The organism is Glutamicibacter mishrai (genome assembly GCF_012221945.1).
Classification (GTDB): domain Bacteria; phylum Actinomycetota; class Actinomycetes; order Actinomycetales; family Micrococcaceae; genus Glutamicibacter; species Glutamicibacter mishrai.
In genome coordinates, this window is sequence record NZ_CP032549.1 from 1,239,812 (window position 1) to 1,258,221 (window position 18,410).

At 63.3% G+C, this 18,410-nt stretch carries 12 protein-coding genes; 5 read left to right on the plus strand and 7 right to left on the minus strand.

From position 1 onward, the window contains the following. Position 1: 1 nt before the first annotated feature. The 4 genes from xdhB to D3791_RS05890 form a co-directional block, all read right to left on the minus strand. Entirely contained in the window at positions 2 to 2,329 is a 2,328-nt protein-coding gene (gene xdhB, locus D3791_RS05875; protein ID WP_172511572.1) for a xanthine dehydrogenase molybdopterin binding subunit, read from the minus strand. Next, on the minus strand, positions 2,326 to 3,822 hold the full coding sequence (locus tag D3791_RS05880) for a xanthine dehydrogenase small subunit (RefSeq protein WP_022876222.1): 1,497 nt from the start codon (positions 3,820 to 3,822) through the stop codon (positions 2,326 to 2,328). The genes xdhB and D3791_RS05880 overlap by 4 nt, the downstream gene beginning before the upstream one ends. A gap of 177 nt (positions 3,823 to 3,999) precedes the next feature. Beyond that, on the minus strand, positions 4,000 to 5,484 hold the full coding sequence (locus D3791_RS05885; protein WP_172511573.1) for an NCS2 family permease: 1,485 nt from the start codon (positions 5,482 to 5,484) through the stop codon (positions 4,000 to 4,002). Between the two features lie 9 nt (positions 5,485 to 5,493). Next, positions 5,494 to 5,979: a nucleoside deaminase gene (locus D3791_RS05890; protein ID WP_022876225.1), complete on the minus strand. Its 486-nt coding sequence runs from the start codon at positions 5,977 to 5,979 to the stop codon at positions 5,494 to 5,496. A 366-nt stretch (positions 5,980 to 6,345) separates the two neighbouring features. Here D3791_RS05890 and D3791_RS05895 point away from each other — a divergent pair, with 366 nt between their 5' ends. Genes D3791_RS05895 through D3791_RS05905 form a run of 3 tightly spaced genes read left to right on the plus strand, consistent with a single transcriptional unit; the run spans position 6,346 to position 11,307 of the window. Continuing rightward, complete coding sequence (locus D3791_RS05895) at positions 6,346 to 7,728, plus strand: MFS transporter (protein ID WP_172511574.1); 1,383 nt, start codon at positions 6,346 to 6,348, stop codon at positions 7,726 to 7,728. Position 7,729: 1 nt separating this feature from the next. After that, positions 7,730 to 9,844 carry a molybdopterin oxidoreductase family protein gene (locus tag D3791_RS05900; protein WP_172511575.1) on the plus strand — a complete coding sequence of 705 codons (2,115 nt, stop codon included), beginning with the start codon at positions 7,730 to 7,732 and terminating at the stop codon, positions 9,842 to 9,844. Then, a complete protein-coding gene (locus D3791_RS05905) occupies positions 9,841 to 11,307 on the plus strand; it encodes an FAD-dependent oxidoreductase (RefSeq protein WP_172511576.1) in 1,467 nt (488 codons plus the stop codon). Before D3791_RS05900 ends, D3791_RS05905 begins: the two co-directional genes overlap by 4 nt. 79 nt (positions 11,308 to 11,386) lie before the next feature. On the opposite strand, the gene nirD is transcribed toward D3791_RS05905, so the two are convergent. Then, the gene (nirD, locus tag D3791_RS05910; protein WP_035762366.1) at positions 11,387 to 11,761 is read right to left on the minus strand and encodes a nitrite reductase small subunit NirD; all 375 of its coding nucleotides are present in this window, start codon (positions 11,759 to 11,761) and stop codon (positions 11,387 to 11,389) included. A 355-nt stretch (positions 11,762 to 12,116) separates the two neighbouring features. Between nirD and nirB the strand changes: the two genes are divergently transcribed. Beyond that, the gene (gene nirB / locus D3791_RS05915) at positions 12,117 to 14,720 is read left to right on the plus strand and encodes a nitrite reductase large subunit NirB (RefSeq protein WP_172511577.1); all 2,604 of its coding nucleotides are present in this window, start codon (positions 12,117 to 12,119) and stop codon (positions 14,718 to 14,720) included. A gap of 22 nt (positions 14,721 to 14,742) precedes the next feature. Here nirB and D3791_RS05920 read toward each other — a convergent pair whose 3' ends face one another. After that, entirely contained in the window at positions 14,743 to 15,732 is a 990-nt protein-coding gene (locus tag D3791_RS05920; protein ID WP_172511578.1) for an aldo/keto reductase, read from the minus strand. 133 nt (positions 15,733 to 15,865) lie between these two features. Between D3791_RS05920 and D3791_RS05925 the strand changes: the two genes are divergently transcribed. Beyond that, entirely contained in the window at positions 15,866 to 16,747 is an 882-nt protein-coding gene (locus D3791_RS05925) for an SPFH domain-containing protein (protein ID WP_172511579.1), read from the plus strand. Positions 16,748 to 16,833: 86 nt separating this feature from the next. Here the strand turns inward: D3791_RS05925 and D3791_RS05930 are convergent, their stop codons facing one another. Then, the gene (locus tag D3791_RS05930; protein ID WP_172511580.1) at positions 16,834 to 18,309 is read right to left on the minus strand and encodes an HNH endonuclease; all 1,476 of its coding nucleotides are present in this window, start codon (positions 18,307 to 18,309) and stop codon (positions 16,834 to 16,836) included. Between the last annotated feature and the right edge of the window lie 101 nt (positions 18,310 to 18,410).

The window sequence follows — 18,410 nt, forward strand, 5'->3', positions numbered from 1 at the left end:
ATTACCCACGCACCGAGTCGATAGCCCAGAACACCGCTTCAGGAGTTGCAGGTGAAGCTAATTGGACCGATGAACCTTCCGGGCCAAAAGCAGCGACCGCTTGGCGCAATGCTTCACGCACCGAGAAGGCCAGCATCAGCGGCGGTTCGCCGACCGCTTTGGAGCCGTACACCACGCCTTCTTCATGAGCCTTGTCCAGCAGGGCAACGTTGAAGACTTCTGGCATTTCAGAGAAGCTCGGGATCTTGTAGGTGCTGGCCGCCTGGGTAGCCACCCGTCCGCGGCCCGGGCCATCGGAGGTATCCCAGCGCAGGTCTTCCAGTGTCAACCAGCCAGTGCCCTGGACAAAACCGCCTTCGATCTGTCCCAGGTCGATCATTGGCGAGAGGGAATCGCCCACGTCATGAACGATATCCACCCGGCGCAAGACATAGGAGCCGTCAAAGCTGCTGACTTCCACCTCACTGGCGGCCACCCCATAGGAGAAGTACTTGAACGGGCTTCCGGTCATGCGCGACAGATCCCAATGCAATCCTTCGGTCCGGTAGTATCCCGCGGCCGAGAGTTGGATGCGCTGCATGTAGGCATCGCGGACCACGTCGTTCCATTCGAGTTCTTCGGTTTTGCCCAATGCGGTGATCTTGCCGTGGGCAAAGCGGATATCCGCGGCCGGGACTCCGAATTTGCCGGCAGCTACCTGGGACAGCCGGGCCTGGATCTGCTCGCACGCATCTTTGACCGCCCCGCCGTTCAAGTCGCTGCCCGAACTGGCGGCGGTGGCCGAGGTATTGGGCACCTTGTCGGTGCGCGTTGGGGCAATGCGCACGCTGGATAATGGCACTCCCAGACTGGTTGCCGCCACCTGCAGCATTTTGGTGTGCAGGCCCTGGCCCATTTCGGTGCCACCGTGGTTCACCAGTACCGAACCGTCTTTATAGACCAATACCAGCGCCCCGCCCTGGTTGAAGGCGGTGAGGTTGAAGGAGATGCCGAACTTCACCGGAGTGATCGCCAGCGCTCGCTTGCTGTAGGGATTGTTCTTGTTGAACTCGGCAATTTCTGCTTCGCGCGCTGCCACGTCCGCTGAGTCGAGGACCTGCTGCCAGGCTGCGTCGATGCGCTCGGGATGGCGCACCGGCTGGTAGTACGGGGTGTCCTGGCCTTCGGTGTAGAAGTTGAGCCGGCGCAGTTCGCGGGCCTCGATTCCCAGCTGCGGTGCGACCCGGCCCAAGATATCTTCCATCACCAACATGCCCTGCGGACCGCCGAACCCGCGGAAGGCGGTCTGCGAGGTCTTATGGCATTTGGCCACCCGCCCGGAGACCCGGACATTCGGAATCCAGTAGGAATTGTCGATATGGCACATGGCACGGGTGAGAACCGGTTCAGAAAGATCCAGGCTCCAACCGCCATCGGCAGTCAGCTGGGCATCCAGGGCAAGGATCCGCCCCTGTTCATCAAAGCCGATTTTCCAGGTGGCGTAGAAGCCGTGGCGCTTACCGGTCATGGTGATATCCAAGGTGCGATCCAGGCGCACCCGCACCGGCCGTCCGGTCAGCTTGGCGCCCAGGGCAGCCACGGCTGCATAACCGTGCGGCTGCATTTCCTTGCCGCCGAAGCCGCCGCCCATGCGCAAGACCTGCACGGAGATTTCGTGCGCCGGCACGCCGAGCACGTGGGAGACGATGTCCTGGGTTTCGGTAGGGTGCTGGGTTGAGCAGTGGATCAGGATCTGTCCGCTCTCATCAACGAGCGCCAGCGAATTCTGCGTTTCCAGGTAGAAGTGCTCCTGCCCGGCGAAGTCGAAGTCGCCCTCGAAAACGTGGGCGGCCTGCTCGAACCCGGCGTCCCAATCGCCCTTCTGGATCACCGGCTGGATGCCGTGGAAGCTATTGGCTTTGATGGCATCTTGCACGGTGATCAAGGATTCCAGCGGCTCGTAGTCCACCGAGACCGCTTTGGCTCCAGCCTTGGCGGCTTCCAGATCTTCGCCGAGGACCCAGGCCACCGGCTGGCCATAGAACATGACTTCATCCACCGGAAGCAGGGGCTCATCATGCTTGGCACCCTGGTCGTTGACTCCCGGGATATCGGCGGCGGTGATGACCTGGATGACTCCCGGGATTCCCAGCGCTGGCGCGGTATCAAGGCCCAGGATTTTTGCGTGGGCAACCGTTGATTGCACCGGGTACGCGTGCAGAACTCCAGCAAGCCGATGGGCCAGATCATCGGTGTACAGGGCGGTGCCGGTAACGTGGGCCGCCGCCGATTCATGGCGGTGGCGCTGGCCGACAATCGCTGCTTCGGGGCGTTGGGATAGCTGGCTCATGGCTGCACCTCCTTGTTCGGGGCTGGCACCGCTAGTTGTTGTGCATAAAAACGTTCCAGGGACGAGGCAAGCATGGCTTTGCGGTACTTCGCGCTGGCTCGGTGGTCATCCATCGGTGTGCCTTCGGACGCCATCACGGTGGCCGCGGCACGAATCGTCTCAAGCGTCCACGGCTTGCCTTCCAGCATGGCTTCGGTGGCCACGGCGCGCAGCGGGGTGGCGGCCACACCGCCCAGGCCGATGCGTGCGGAAGTGATCACCCCATCCACCACGTTCAGCGCGTAGCCCACGGCGACCGAGGAAATATCGTCGAAGCGGCGCTTGGAGATCTTCTGGAAGCTGGTATGGGTTGCCAACGGCAAAGGAACGCGGATCGCGGTGATCAGCTCGCCGGCGTCACGCACGGTCTGCCGGTACCCGGTGAAATACTCAGAGAGTTCCACCACGCGCGGGCCTTGAACGCTGGTGAGCACCAGCTGCGCGTTCAAAGCCAGCAAGGCCGGCGGGGTGTCGCCGATCGGAGATCCGGTGCCGAGGTTGCCTCCCATGGTGGCCGAGTTGCGGATCAGCCGGGACGCGAACTGTCCGAAAAGCTGGCCCAACAGCGGCACGTCTCCTGCCAGTTGGCGTTCGATCTCGCTGAGGGTCAGGCTCGCGCCGATCTCCAGGAAGTCCTTTTCCCAGCGCAGCTGGCGCAGTTCTTCGAGCCGGTCGATGGCCAGCACGCTGCGAGCTCGGGCGCCCTTGATGTTGACATCCACTCCCCAATCGGTACTGCCTGCCACGACGGTGGTCTCCGGTTCGTCGGCCAGGATCTGCAGGGCTTCGCCCAAACTGGCCGGGCGGCGGAAGCGTCCGAGCTGCCCGGTGGGGGTATCGGCGGCCAAAAGGTCGGTGGCCACCGGTGCCGGAGCGCCCTGGGCCTGGCGGGCCGCCAAGGGATCGTCCGCGGCGGGATCGCCCAGCGCATAGGCGGCGTCGCGAATCGGACGATAGCCGGTGCAGCGGCACAGGTTCCCGGACAGCGAATGCAGGTCGAATCCGTTCGGGCCGCATTCATGGTCCGCCGGATGCCCGCCGCGGTGCTGTTCGGCGCGTTCTGGCCGGTAGTATTCGGCGGCCATGGAGCAGATGAAGCCCGGGGTGCAGTATCCGCACTGGGATCCGCCGCGATCGGCCATTTCCTGCTGGACCGGGTGCAGCTGATCCACGCTGCCCAGGCCTTCGGCGGTGACCACTTCCTGCCCGTCGAGCGCCGCGGCGGGCACCAGGCAGGCATTCACCGAGGTCCACCGGCTGCCGTCGGCATCGCTGCGGGCCACCAGGATGGCGCAGGCACCGCATTCGCCTTCGGCGCAGCCTTCCTTGCTGCCTACCAGGCCCTGGTTGCGCAGGAAGTCCAGCGCGTTGCTGTGCGGTGGACCGGCGAAGTCCAGTTCGTTGCCGTTGACGGTGATCCGGCAACCGGTTTTCAGGGAATTTTCGGCACTCATGCCGTTGACACCTCCTGCACCCGTTCAACGGGCGCACCATGAATGATTTGGATACTGTGCGGGAAAAACCGCGCTTAGTGTCCGTGCGCGATCTGGCCCTTGGACCAGGCGATGCTTTCACCCATGATCAGCTTCTCCTTCATTCCCGTGCTGGACTCAAATATAACCCGGATCACATCAACCCATCAGCAGGGTCAGCGGTCCTCGTGCGAAGTACACCAGGAAGCCGGCGGCCACGATCCACATCAGCGGGTGCACCTTCTTATGCCGCCCGGCCGCGGTATTGACCACCACCCAGGCGATGAAGCCTGCGCCGATGCCGTTGGCGATCGAATAGGTCAGCGGCATGGTGATCAGGGTCAGGAAGGCCGGCATGGCCGAAGAGAAGCGCTTGAAGTTGATCTCGCGGATCTGCGCGCACATCATGGTGCCCACCAGAACCAGCGCCGCCGCGGCCACTTCCATCGGCACCACCGACGTCAGCGGCGTGAAGAACATGGAGCCCAGGAACAACAGCCCGGTAATGACCGAGGCGAGCCCGGTGCGCGCCCCTTCCCCGATCCCGGCAGCCGAATCCACATAGACCGTATTCGACGAGCTGGATCCGGCACCGCCGGCCACCGCGCCCAGGCCTTCGATCACGAAGGCGGCCTTGAGCCGCGGGAAGGTCCCGTCCTTGCTGGCCAGCCCGGCGTTCTTGGCCAGGCCGGTCATGGTGCCCATGGCGTCAAAGAAGTTCGTGAACACCAGGGTGAAGACCAGCATGGTCGCGGCCAGCACGCCGATCCGGCTGAAGGAGCCGAACAGGTCGAACTCCCCGGCCAGCGACAGGTCCGGCAGCGAGACGATATTGCCCTGCAGCACCGGCATATTCAGGTGCCAGCCGTGCGGGTTGGTGTCGCTGTTCGGCCCGATCTTGAACACCTGCTCGGCGATCACCGCCAGCACCGTGGAGATGACGATGCCGATCAGGATCCCGCCCTGCACCCCGCGGGCTACCAGCCCGCCCATGATCAGCAGGCCCAGCACGAAGATCATGGTCGGGATCGAGACGATCGATCCGCCATCGCCCAGCTGCACCGGCGGGCCGGCTTCGGTACGCGTGACAAAGCCGGAGTCCACAAAGCCGATGAAGGTGATGAACAGGCCGATGCCCACGGTGATGGCGGCCTTCAGGTCCTTCGGGATGGCCCGGAAGATCGCGGTGCGGATGCCGGTCATCCCGAAGAGGACGATCAGCACGCCGTTGATCACTACCAGCCCCATGGCTTCGGGCCAGGTCACTTCCTGCACTACCGAGACAGCCAGGAAGGAGTTCATTCCCAGTCCGGCGGCCAGGGCGAAGGGCAGGTTGGCGATCAAGCCGAAGAGGATGGTCATCACCGCAGCGGTCAGCGAGGTCATCGCCCCGACCTGGGCGGCCGGCAACCAGTTGCCGGCCACGTCCACCGGCGCGGCTTCGGGGCTGAAGCCGCCGATGATCAGCGGGTTCAGGATGACGATGTAGGCCATCGTGAAGAAGGTGACCAGCCCGCCGCGTACTTCGCGGCCCAGGGTGGAACCGCGTTGGCTTATGCTGAACAGCGAGTCCAGCAGTTTCCTGGCTCCACCCGGTTGCGGCGCGTAGTTGGCAACGTCGTGCTTTTCGCTGAGCGTCGTCATGGCCGGCGCCTAGTAATCGGTGCGGGATTCCAGCGAGTCCCAAGCGTCAAATGGCTTGAGGTGTTCAACGGCGTCATCCTCGAAGTGCTGCACCGGCATCAGGGCGTGGTCCGAGCCTGCTTCGAAGTATTCGTAGAACACGGCATCGTCAAAGCCTGCCTTGGCGGCGTCGTGGCGGTCGGCGGCGAAGTAGACCTTGGAGATGCGGGCCCAGAGCGAGGTGGCCAGGCACATCGGGCATGGTTCGCAGCTGGTGTAGAGAACGCAGCCGCTCAGATCGAAGTTCTCCAGCGCGGCGGCAGCGGTGCGGATGGCGACCACTTCTGCGTGGGCGGAGGGATCATTGCTGGCAGTGACCCGGTTGACGCCTTCGAAAACCTGTCCATCGGGGGTGACGACCACGGCGCCAAAGGGGCCTCCGGCATTGTGGACGTTCTGGGTGGCAAGGTTGATGGCCATCGAAAGATAGTCTTGGCCAGTGGTGTTAACGCTCATCGCGTGTCTCCTCATGCTGTAGACAAGCACGACGCATCATCCGGTGACCCGTGGTGATCCGGCCGTACTCGGCTGCTGAATTTATCAGTTGCACGCCCGGTAGATAGCGACCCTGTGAGGGTGCCCGCCATAGACACGTATGAGAGTATCAGCGTGATCTAGGCCTCGCAATGTTTTTTGAGATTGTTTTTTCACATTATGAATAATTAGCGATTTTTTGCGTTTCCAACGCATTACAAATCTCTATCGGCCCCAAAAGCGCATCCGTGATTTTAAATTCCCTTCGGTGCAACAACCATTGCACCTTCGTGAAATACCGCTTTGCCATGCTCTAAGCATCAGTTACCTGCGAAGGGAAAGAATGCCGTGAGCTCACAAGTAGACCCGGGAACGCAACTGCGTACCGACACCGCACCATCCCTGGATATCCGTCCCGGACGATGGATCAACAACTGGACCCCCGAAGACCCGGCCTTCTGGAACAGAATCGGCCAAAGCACCGCCGGCCGCAACCTGAAGTGGTCGATCTTCGCCGAATTCCTCGGCTTCAGCATCTGGCAGCTCTTTGCCATCGTGGTCGTCTACCTCCCCACCGCCGGCTTCGAATACAGCACCTCCCAGTTGTTCTGGCTGATCTCCATGCCGAGCCTGGTCGGCGCCACGCTGCGCATCCCCTACACCTTCATGGTCGCCCGCTTCGGCGGACGCAACTGGACCATCGTCTCCGCCCTGCTGCTGCTGATCCCGGCGGTCGGACTGAGCTTCGCGCTGGCCAACACCAGCACCCCCTTCGGCGTGATGCTGATGCTGGCAGCGCTGACCGGCTTCGGCGGCGGAAACTTCGCCTCCTCGATGGCCAACATCACCCACTTCTACCCCGCCGCGCAAAAGGGCTGGGCCCTGGGCCTGAACGCCGCCGGCGGCAACCTCGGTGCCGCCGTGGCCCAGCTGCTGGTCCCGATCGCCATCACGATCTTCGCCGCCGGCTCGCTGCAGCTGCCCCTGGCCGGAGTCATCTGGATCCCGCTGATCCTCATCTCGGCCTTCGGCGCATGGCGCTACATGAACAACCTGACCTCAGCCAAGTCCGATGTGCGCGGGGCAATCGCCTGCCTGAAGGAAAAGCACCTGTGGATCATCGCCTGCCTGTACGTGGGAACCTTCGGCTCGTTCATCGGATTTGCCGCAGTCTTCCCCAAGCTGATCGTTGATACCTTCCCTGACTTCTCTCGCATCCCGCTGGGCACCGCTACCCTGACCCTGGCCTTCCTCGGCCCACTGGTCGGCTCACTCTCCCGCCCTTACGGCGGCAAAATGGCTGACCGCCACGGCGGCGCAAAAATCACCGTGCTCTCGCTGGCCGTCATGGCGCTGATCACCGCACTGGTCGTCGTGACCCTGCCGCTGGCCAACTTCTGGCTCTTCCTGGTCCTCTTCCTGATGCTCTTCGCCGCCACCGGCATCGGCAACGGCTCCACCTACCGGATGATCCCGGCGGTCTTCGCCCTGGGCGTGGGCTCCAAGGGCGCCGAGGCATCACGCAAGTCAGCGGCCGCGCTGGGATTGATCTCCGCGATCGGCGCCTACGGCGGATTCCTGATCCCGCAGGCACTGGGGCTGTCCATGTCCAGCGCCGGCTCCTACACCCCTGCATTCATCGTCTTCATCGCCGCCTACCTCGGGCTGATGCTGATGACCTGGTTCAACTACGCTCGCCGCGGGACCCGTTTCGCCCAGCATGGAGTCTAAAATGACCGCCACCCACTGCCCCTACTGCGCCCTGCAGTGCGGCATCACCCTTCAAGGCCCGGCCGGCGCCACCACCCTGGGCGGCCGGGACTTCGAAACCAATGGCGGGGCCCTATGCCGCAAAGGCTTCAGCGCCGCCAAGCTGCTGGCCCACCCCGACCGCATCACCTCCCCGATGCTGCGCCAAGCCGATGGCAGTTTCGCCGCCATCGACTGGGACACCGCGCTGGATCTGGTGGCCGGCAAGGCCCGCGGCATCCGCGAAGAATCCGGGGCCGACGCGGTCGCGATGTTCGGCTCCGGCTCGCTGACCAACGAAAAGGCCTACCAGATGGGCAAGTTCGCCCGCCTCGCCCTGGGCACCTCGCGAATCGATTACAACGGCCGATTCTGCATGTCCTCCGCGGCCGCCGGCACCAACAAGGCCTTCGGGCTGGACCGCGGGCTGCCCTTCCCGCTGGCCGACCTGGATAAGGCCGGCATGATCCTGATGCTCGGCTCCAATGTCGCCGACACCATGCCGCCCTTCGTCCGGCACCTGCAAACCGTGCGGGAACGCGGCGGCCTGGTCGTGGTTGATCCCCGCCGATCGGCCACCGCCAAGCTCAGCGCCGAGGGCGCCGGCTGGCACCTGCAGCCCACCCCGGCCACCGACCTGCAGCTGCTGCTGGGCCTGGCCCACGTGGTTATCGCCGAATCGCTGATGGACACCGAGTACCTCGCCGAACGCACCACCGGGCTGGCGGAACTGCGCTCATCGGTGTCCGCCTGGTGGCCAGAGCGCACCGCCAAAATCACCGGCGTGCCCGCCGATCAGATCCGCCGCACCGCCCGCGCCCTGGCCGCCGCCGCCCGCGAAGCCAAGAATGGCGGCCACCCGGTGTACATCCTTACCGGCCGCGGCATCGAACAGCATTCCAACGGCACCGACACCGTCACCGCCGCCATCAACCTCGCCCTGCTATTGGGCCTGCCCGGAACCCTGGCCGGGGGCTATGGCACCATCACAGGCCAGGGCAATGGCCAGGGCGGCCGCGAACACGGCCAGAAATGCGACCAGCTGCCCGGCTACCGCAAGATCGCCGACCCGGAACACCGCGCCCACGTGGCCAAGGCCTGGGGCGTTGACCCCGAGATGATTCCCGGCCCCGGCATCCCGGCAGTGCAGCTGCTCAATTCCCTGGGCGCCGAGGGCGGGCCGCGCATGCTCATGGTCCACGGCGCCAACCCCGTGGTCTCCGCCCCGGACGCCAACCAGATCTTCGCCGCGCTGCGCCGCCTGGACTTCCTGGTAGTCGCCGACTTCTTCCTCTCCGAAACCGCCGCCGAAGCCCACCTGGTGCTCCCGGTCCTGCAGTGGGCCGAAGAGGAAGGCACCATGACCAACCTGGAGGGCCGGATCCTGCGCCGCCGCGCCGCGATCGACGCACCAGGCGAGGCCAAAAGCGAATTGTGGATCTTCTCCCAACTGGCCCAACGGCTGCAGGCCCCGGGCAACTTCTCCCCCAACGCCGTCGAGGTTTTCGAGGAGCTCAAGCTCGCCTCGGCCGGCGGGATCGCCGACTACTCCGGCGTGAGCTGGCAGGATGTGGACCAGGGCGCGGCGATCTACTGGCCCTGCCCCGAAGGCAACGCCATCAGCACCGAACCTGGTGCCCGCAATGGCACCCCGCGGCTGTTCCTCGACCGCTTTGCGCACCCGGATGGCAAGGCGAAAATCATCGCGGTCTACGCCCCGAATACCGTGCCGGCCAAGCAGATCTCGCTGGTCACCGGCCGCCTGTTGGAGCACTACCAGTCCGGCGCGCAGACCCGCCGCGTAGACGAGCTGGCCGCCGCCGCACCGGAAGCGGCCCTGGAAATCCACCCGAGCACCGCGCTGGCCCACGGCATCAGCGACGGCCAAATGGTTCAGGTATCCAACCAGCGCGGCACCACGATCGCGCGCGCAAAGCTCACCGCTGACATGCGGCTGGACACCGTTTTCCTGCCCTTCCACTATCCCCGGGACGGCACCGCCAACCTGCTGACCAGCCCGAGCGTGGACCCGTTCAGCTCGATGCCCGAATTTAAGCATGCCCATGTGTCTCTGAACCCGATCGAGGGAGAATCATGAAGCGTCCTGAACAGATTGTGATCATCGGCTTCGGCCCGGTGGCCGCTTCCCTGATCGAAGGCCTGCTGCCTTCGGCGGCCGCCGGCGACTGCGAACTGACCGTGATCAGCGCCGAAGAGCACCTGGCCTACAACCGGGTCATGCTCGCCGAACTGGCGATCGGCGCTGCACAGTTCGAGCACCTGCTCATGGTCGATGCCCCGCGCCTGGTCAACGCCGGAGTGAAGCTTCGCCTCGGCGCCCAGGCCACCGGCGTGGACCGGGCACGACGCCGGGTGCTGATCCGCGGCCAGGAACCGGTGTCCTATGACCGGCTGGTGTTCGCCACCGGCGCCCGCGCCATGATCCCCACCCTGAACGGGCTGAACTTCGACCCGCATGCCGATGCCGAACTGCCCGAGGGCGTTTTTGCCCTGCGCACCATGCACGACGCTCAGAAATTGCGCAGCGCCCTGGCCGCCGAACGCCGGGTGCTCATTCTCGGCGGCGGCATTCTGGGCATCGAGGCCGCCCTGGCGATCGCCGCCGCGGGCGGTTCGCCCACCCTGATCCACCATGGTGCCGCCCCGCTGGGCCGCGTGGTGGATGCCGACGGCGGAGCCCTGCTCACCCGCTGCCTGAAACAGGCCGGCGTGGAAGTGATTTCCGAAGTCAAGGCCACCGGAATCACCAAGGACGAGCACGGCTTCAACGCCCTGGCCACCTCCACCCACGGGCAGATCCCCGGCGGCGCCCTGCTGATTTCCACCGGCGTCCGCGCCCGCACCGAGCTCGCCGAAGGCTGCGGCCTGGCCGTGGGCCGTGGCATCAAAACCAACCAGTTCCTCTGCGCCGATACCGAACAGCGCATCTACGCGCTCGGCGATTGCGCCGAGGTCGACGGCCAGCCGCCGGTCGGCCTGCTCGCCCCGGGCTGGGCCCAGGCCAGTTGGCTGGCGCAGCACCTGTCCACCGATGCCGAGCTCCCGGCCCCGGATTTCTCCGCCTCCGACGTGCTCATGCTCAAGGGCCAGGGCATCGAGGTGGCCGCCGCCGGCGATATCAGCGCCGGCTTCTGGGACAGTCCGGAATTGCAGGCAACGATGTTCGCCGACCCGGCCACCGGCCGATACCTGAAGATCGTCACCGACAACGATGTGGTCACCGGATTCCTGTCCATCGGACTGCCGCAGACCAGCGCGGAGCTGATCCTCGCCTACGAACGCGGCTCGGCACTGCCCCAGGACCGCTCCACCCTATTGCGCCTTGATGATCCAGCCGTCGATCCGGCCTCCTCGGTCCCGAGCGACGAGGACCAATTGTGCCGCTGCTCCGGAGCCACCTACGGGCAGGTCACGCATTCCGTCTCCGAAGGCTGCACCACCGTGGCCCAGGTGGGCGAGTCCTGCCGCGCCGGCACCGGGTGCGGCGGCTGCAAGTCTAAGATCGAGGAACTGCTGAAAAAAGCGCCCGCCCTGGCCTAGGGCAATAAGCGGCAATAAAGAACACCGGGAGGATTTCTCGTCCCGGTGTTCTTTGTTGTTTTCGAGTTTGCTGTGAGTGCTAGATCTGTTCCAACCACAATTGCCCGTCGCCCTCGATAAGCTGATGCAGCGGCAGGGCTGGCGAATCCGCGTTCAGGCAGGCACCGGTATCCAAGCGGTATACCTCTTTATGCAGCGGGCAGGCGATGGTCGCTACAAGCTGGCCGTCCACCACGGTGCTGCCAAGGATGCCGCGGGCCATGACCTTGGCGCCGGTGGTCGGGCAGTGGTGCGAGGACGCGTAGAAAGCGTTGGCATCGGTGCGGAACAGTGCCAGCTGGGCGCCTTTGAGCAGCAGGGCTTCGCCCCAGCCTGGCTCAAGTTCTTCGCTGCGGCATACTGGGGCGAAGGCCGGCATCGTATCCATGGTCTTTTCTGCGAAGTTCAGGCTCATGACCATCGTCCTTAGGTAGTTGTTCGCTGATATAACGAGCCTAGAAGTCCCATGTTTCACCCAAGGCCGTGGGCAGTTGCTAGTCGGTAAACCCTGGCTAACAGCCGCAGCATCCATAGTGAGATCCCAAATCGCCCGGAAATCCGGGGTTTTTCGACCATTGACCCGGCCAGCGATTCACGCGGCCGAAATCTATGATTCCACCATGTTTCGTAGGTTTAACCGGGCGCCCGATGGTTGGGGAAGAGATTTACATCTGCCGAAACACAAGAGAAATTGCACGGCAAAAACGGCTTTCTACGCTGTAACCAAGAACCTGTTACATCCCGTTTCCCAGCGAAAGTCGAAATAGATCATGGGTACAACGAACACTGAACGTCGCATCTTGGTTATCGGCGGCGGCCCGGCAGCACATCGCTTCACCGAATCGCTGGCCAGCCGCGCCCCGCAGAACCTGAACATCACCGTGCTGACCGAAGAAGTCCACCTACCCTACGACCGCGTTGCCCTCTCCAAGGCGCTGACTGATCGCGAAATCGACCTGACCCTGGGCGACACCGCCCTCTGGGAAGCCGACCATGTCACTCTGGAAACCGGGGCCAAGGCCGTCGCCATCGACAGCGAGCAGCGCATCGTCACTACCGAGGATGGCCGCACCTTCAGCTACGACGAGCTGGTGCTGGCCACCGGTTCGGATGCCGCGACTCTGAGCATCCCGGGCCACGAGCACAGCTTCGTCTACCGCACCCTCGAAGATGTCTGGTCGATCGCGGAAAAGATCGAAGAATTGAAAACCACGCTGGGCCGCACCCCGGTAGTCGCCACCGTGGGTGGCGGCCTGCTCGGTTTGGAAGCGGCCGCCGGCGCACAGGCCCTGGGCGCGCAGGCCGTGGTAATCAACAGCGGCAAGTGGCTGATGAACGCCCAGCTGGATGAAGGCGCCGGGCAGGCCATGGGCCGATTGATCAACGAAACCGGATTCACGATCCACGCCGGCTACCGACCCAAGGAAATCATCACCGAGTCCGGCAATGTCACCGGCGTCATCCTGGCCAACGACCAGGTGGTCGAGGCCGATATGGTCGTCGTATCCATCGGCCTGACCCCACGCGACGAGCTCGCCCGCCGCTACAACCAGGAGCTTGACCTCTCCGGCAGCGATGCCCCGCGTTTCACCCTGGGCCAGCGCGGCGGTGTTGTCATCAACGCCAACTGCGCCACCGACATCGAGCACATCTGGGCTGTTGGCGAGGTCGCGAACTTCGACGGCATGTGCGTGGGCCTGGTCGCCCCGGCGAACTCCATGGCGGAAATCGTCGCCGAACAGCTCGCCGGCGGCCAAGCCGAATTTGCCGGCTTCGACACCGCCACCAAGCTCAAGCTTTCCGGCGTTGATGTCGCCAGCTTCGGCGATGCCTTCGCCCAGACCGACGGCGCGCTGGAAGTGGTCTACGCCGACGCCCCGCGCGGCCTGTACCAGAAGCTCGTCGTTTCCGCCGATGCCAAGACCCTGCTCGGCGGCATCTTTGTCGGCGATGCCAGCCCGTACCAGTCGCTGCGCCCGATGCTGGGCCGCGAGCTTCCCGGCGAACCCGGCGCGTACCTCAGCGCGATCGGCGGCGAAGCGCCTGAGGGCGAACTGCCCGATGACGCGGTGCTGTGCTCCTGCAACAACGTGTTGGCCGGGGACATCCGCGATGCCGTCTCCGGTTGCGGCAGTTGCGCAGGCAACGATCCGGTCACCACGGTGGCTGGCCTGAAGGGCTGCACCCGCGCCGGCACCCAATGCGGTTCTTGCGTGCCAATGCTCAAGAAGCTGATGGAATCACAGATGAAAAAGGACGGTGCCGAAGTCTCCACCGCCCTGTGCGAACACATCTCCTTCTCGCGTCCCGAGCTCTTTGAAGCGATCCGCGTCGCCGGCGCCACCACCTTCGGCGAGGTCATGGAACGCTTCGGTTCCGGAGCAGGATGCGATATCTGCAAGCCGGTCATCGCCAACATCCTCTCTTCGCAGACCTCGGTGCACCCGATGGATGCCGGCCTGGCCGGGGCCCAGGACACCAACGACCGCGTGCTGGCCAATATGCAAAAGGACGGCACCTACTCGGTGGTTCCGCGCATCCCAGGTGGTGAAATCACCCCGGAGAAGCTCGGCGTGATCGCCGCCGTCGCGCAGAAGTACGGCTTGTACACCAAGCTCACCGGTGGCCTGCGCATCGACATGTTCGGTGCCCGGCTGGAGCAGCTGCCTGAAATCTGGCGTGAACTGGTGGACGCCGGGTTCGAATCCGGCCAGGCCTACGGCAAGTCCCTGCGCAATGTGAAAACCTGCGTTGGTTCCTCCTGGTGCCGCTACGGCATGCTCGACTCCACCGCGATGGGCATCAAGATGGAGCTGCGCTACCGCGGACTGCGTGCCCCGCATAAGTTCAAGATGGGTGTCTCCGGCTGCGCCCGCGAATGCGCCGAGGCCCGCGCCAAGGACATCGGCGTGATCGCCACGACCGATGGCTGGAACCTCTACGTCGGCGGCAATGGCGGTGCCAATCCGGCTCACGCACAGCTGCTGGCTGGCGGCTTGGATGATGAGACGCTGCTGAAGTACATCGACCGCTACCTGATGTACTACATCCGCACCGCCGACAAGCTGCAGCGCACCGCGCACTGGCTCCAGGACCTCGACGGCGGGCTGGAACGCGCCAAGCAGATCGTCGTCGACGATTCCCTGGGCCTGGCGCAGGAGCTGGAAGAGGCCATGGAAGCCCATGTGGCCAACTACGAAGATGAGTGGGCCGCCACCCTGGCCGACCCGGTCAAGCTCAAGCGCTTCCGCTCCTTCGTGAACACCGCGCAGCCGGATACCGATCTGGAATACGTGTCCGAGCGCGGCCAGCGACGCCCCGCCGAGCCGGTGTCACTTGGAACCAGCATTCCGGTCGGAGCGCCGCAGCGCTAAATCGCCTGATCCACCCGCGTTGTTACCAGCGCGGGTGGATTTGCGCGCGCAGCTTCGTATCGTAGAGATCGCGCACCGAGACATTGAAGCCCTCGGAGATTTCCAGCGATCCGGCGGCGGCGTTGGCTCGGGCCTGTTCCGGGTTGCGCGCGCCGGGAATGATGGTGCTGATCCCGTCCTGCGCAGCCAGCCAGGCCAGAGCCACCTGTGCGCTGGTTGCCTCCGGGGCTTCTGCCGCTGCCAGCTGGGCGAACTCTCCCGCCGCTGCAACACCGGTCGCGTAGTCCACGCCCGAGAAAGTCTCCCCTACGTCGAAAGCTGAACCGTCACGGTTGTAGTTGCGGTGATCGTCCTTCGCGAATTCGGTCTGCAGGGTGTACCGGTTGGTCAGCAGTCCGCTGGCCAGCGGAACGCGCGCAATAATCCCGACGCCCGCCTCGCGCGCTGCTGGCAGAACAACCTCCAGCGGCTTGTGGCGGAAGGCGTTGATGATGATCTGCACGGTGGCGATATTCGGCCGGGCGATGGCGGCCAGGGCTTCCTCGACGGTTTCCACCGAAACGCCGTAGTTGGCCATGCGCCCTTCTTCCACCATCAGATCCAACGCATCATAGGTGGCTTCGGTGGTGTAGACCGAGGTTGGCGGGCAGTGCAGCTGCACCAGATCGAGGGTGTCCACGCCGAGGTTCGCGCGCGAGCGATCGTTCCATGCGCGGAACGCGTCGAGGTTGTAGTTTTCTGGAATCTGATCCACCCGGCGCCCCATTTTGGTGGCGACCGTGACGTTGGCTTCCGGATTGTTCTTCAGCCACGTGCCGATCAATTGTTCACTGCGGCCATCTCCATACACGTCGGCGGTGTCGAAGAAGTTCACTCCGGCTGCGAAGGCGGAATCCAGTACTGCCAGAGCATCCGATTCCTCGACCGATCCCCAGTCAGCCCCCAGCTGCCAGGTTCCCAAACCGATGACCGATACGTTGCGTTGTGTTCGTCCAAGTTCTCGTTGTTGCATGGTTTCGAGTGTAGTGCGTCACCTTGATCGGAGGCGATGCGCTTGACCTTTCCCGACACAGTCGGCGTTGCAGCCATGATCTTTCTGATCCATTCGATAGAATATTCAGTGTCATCACAACACTGAGGAGATCATGTTTCCCACCATTTTTGCGCTCTTCTGCACCTTCATCGGCCTGATCGTCATGCTTGTCGGCAAGTCAATGAAACCCGAAAACAAGAACCGCAGCGCCACCCGCGCGAGCGGTGTTGGCATCTTCGTAGTCTCGCTGATCGTTGTGGCTATCATGTCCACCACCATCGTCCAGCCTCGCACCGTTGGCGTGAAGGTTGCTCTGGGCAAGCCGACTTCTGTAGTGAGCAACGGCTTCCACTTGAAGTGGCCATGGGAAAAGGTCGAGAAGCTGGACGGTTCCGTGCAGAACGACGTCTATTCCGGCGATAGCGGCATTCCCGTTCGCTTGGGCAACAACGGCCGCGCCAATGTTGATGCTTCGATTCAGTGGCAGTTGAAGACCGATGACGCGATGGACGTCTTCTTGGATTACCGCACTTTTGAAGGCATCCAGTCGAACCTGGTGGATCGAAACTTCCGCGCGACCTTGAACGAAGTCATGGCGACTTACGATCCGCTGGCTTACACCGAACCATCCAAGGGCGGACAGGATCTTGAGGGCTTGGCTAAGGCCGTGCAGGAAAAGATGCAGGCCAAGGTCAAGACGCAGATCGAGATTCGCTCCGTTACTTTGCCGATCATCAACTTCGATGAGCCAACCCAGAACCGCATTAATGAGCTTCAGGCAGAAGCAGCCAAAACGCGCGTTGCTGAACAGCGCAAGCAGACCAGTACTGCTGAAGCCGAAGCCAACAAGATTCTGGAGCGGTCTTTGACCCCTGAGACTCTGACTTCCAAGTGCTTGGATATCGTTGCTGAATCCAACCAGAGTCCAATTGGATGTTTCCCGAATTCTGGAGTTCAGCCAATTACAATGACCGGCGACAAGAACGATAAGTAGTTTTTACCGTTTGGTCTCAATCGCCCCAGTGTTTTCTGGGGCGATTGGTGTATCCAACAGGTAATCAACGACTCTTCCATCCCCCGTCAGGCGGGGATGTCCTCGATGCCGGGCGGACTGCTGCCAGTATCTGTTGGCCGGTTCAGCCATTCTTCGAAAGATCGCACCCAATCAGCTTCACTCATGCACTGCGGGTACGGCTTATGCGCGAAGCCCGTCGCAGGCGGCGCAGTGGAATGATAGGTCGGGCCCATTCCGGTCGCGATCTTCACCTCATGCGGGCCGGACGCAATCACGATTTCCTGCCATCCCGGGGTTTCCTTGGCCTGGTTGCAGAACTTGCACCGTCCGTCGGAGTTGATCACACAGGTATGCCCACCGAGATAGACCTGGGTGACATGGTCGTATTCTTCGATCATCCCGTCACAGAACGGGGTGCGGCACCCGCGGTCGCGCATCTTGATGAACTTCTTCATTTTCTCCGGGAAAATCCGCGCTTTGGAATCCATCGCGATCAGATCTTTATCCCCTGGAGCGGTATAGAGGCGGATGAGTTCCACCGTGGCTTCCATTTGTTCAATGAAGGCCGGAGACCGGGTTTTCGCCATTTCAGCCAGGGTCATGTTGTTGCTGATCTCCTGGCCCGCGACCAGCTCCCGCGCGTACTGCGGTGCGATCACGCCGTACCCTTCGAGGTAGGCGGGCTGCCGGCCGCCGAGGAACAGGGTTTTGTCGGTCATGATCAGCCCGATGTTCAGGTTCACGGGGACTTTGGCGTCGGGGTTGGTGCAGAAGCTGGCGAGGTAGTCTGCTTCGATCTGGGCGCGGGTGCGTTCATCGCCTGCGGCTTTGAGGCTTTGGGATTTGGCTTTGATCTCGTTTTTCATGGCGATGCCGGCGGCCAGTGGCAGGTGCGCGTGCAGGGTCATCGTGCCGGTGGCTGGGTGGGCGGTGAATTTCACGTGGCGTTGCTCGTCGGCGGCTTTTTGCTCTTTGCACTGGTCGTCACTGCCGTAGGCGAGGGTGAAGTCCTTGACGGTGTCGCCGATTTTCCGGTTGCCCAGGTTGTGGAACATGGCCGGGTTCAGAGCGTAGAAGTCATCGAATTCCTTGCGCCGCTCTGCTTTGACTCCGCGCAGCGGGGTGAGGATGGCGCGCATCTGTGTTTCGGTGTATTCGCCGCGGCTGTAGGCTGCGGCCAGGTGCGGGGTGTCGTTGAAGAGGATGCGGCAGTTTTCCAGGTAGGCGCCGTAGCCGTGGGGGTCTGCTTTGCGGGCCAGGGCGACGCTGGCGGCGGCTCCGCGGTTCAGCTGGGTGAATGTGCCTTTTTGGGTGTTGTTGCGGGTGATGTTGATTTCAGCTTGGTGGCTCAACGCGGCTTTGTGGTAATCCGCGGAGGAGGTGAGGGTTTCGAGCAGGGAGATGGCTTCGAGGCATTCTTCGGTGGTGCCGTGTTCTTCGATCCGGGCCAGGTCGGCTTCCAGCCCGAGGACCATGGCGGTGTAGTTGCCGTGGTTCTCTGGGTTGGGGGTACCCGTGCGGGGGATCGTTGTTTCGGACATATTCTTATTTTACGCCTGTTGTTCGAATATGTCTTCGAGTATTTGGTTGCGGGTGGATAACTTTTAGAACATGGTAAAGTCGCATGTCAGACGAGGGTTTG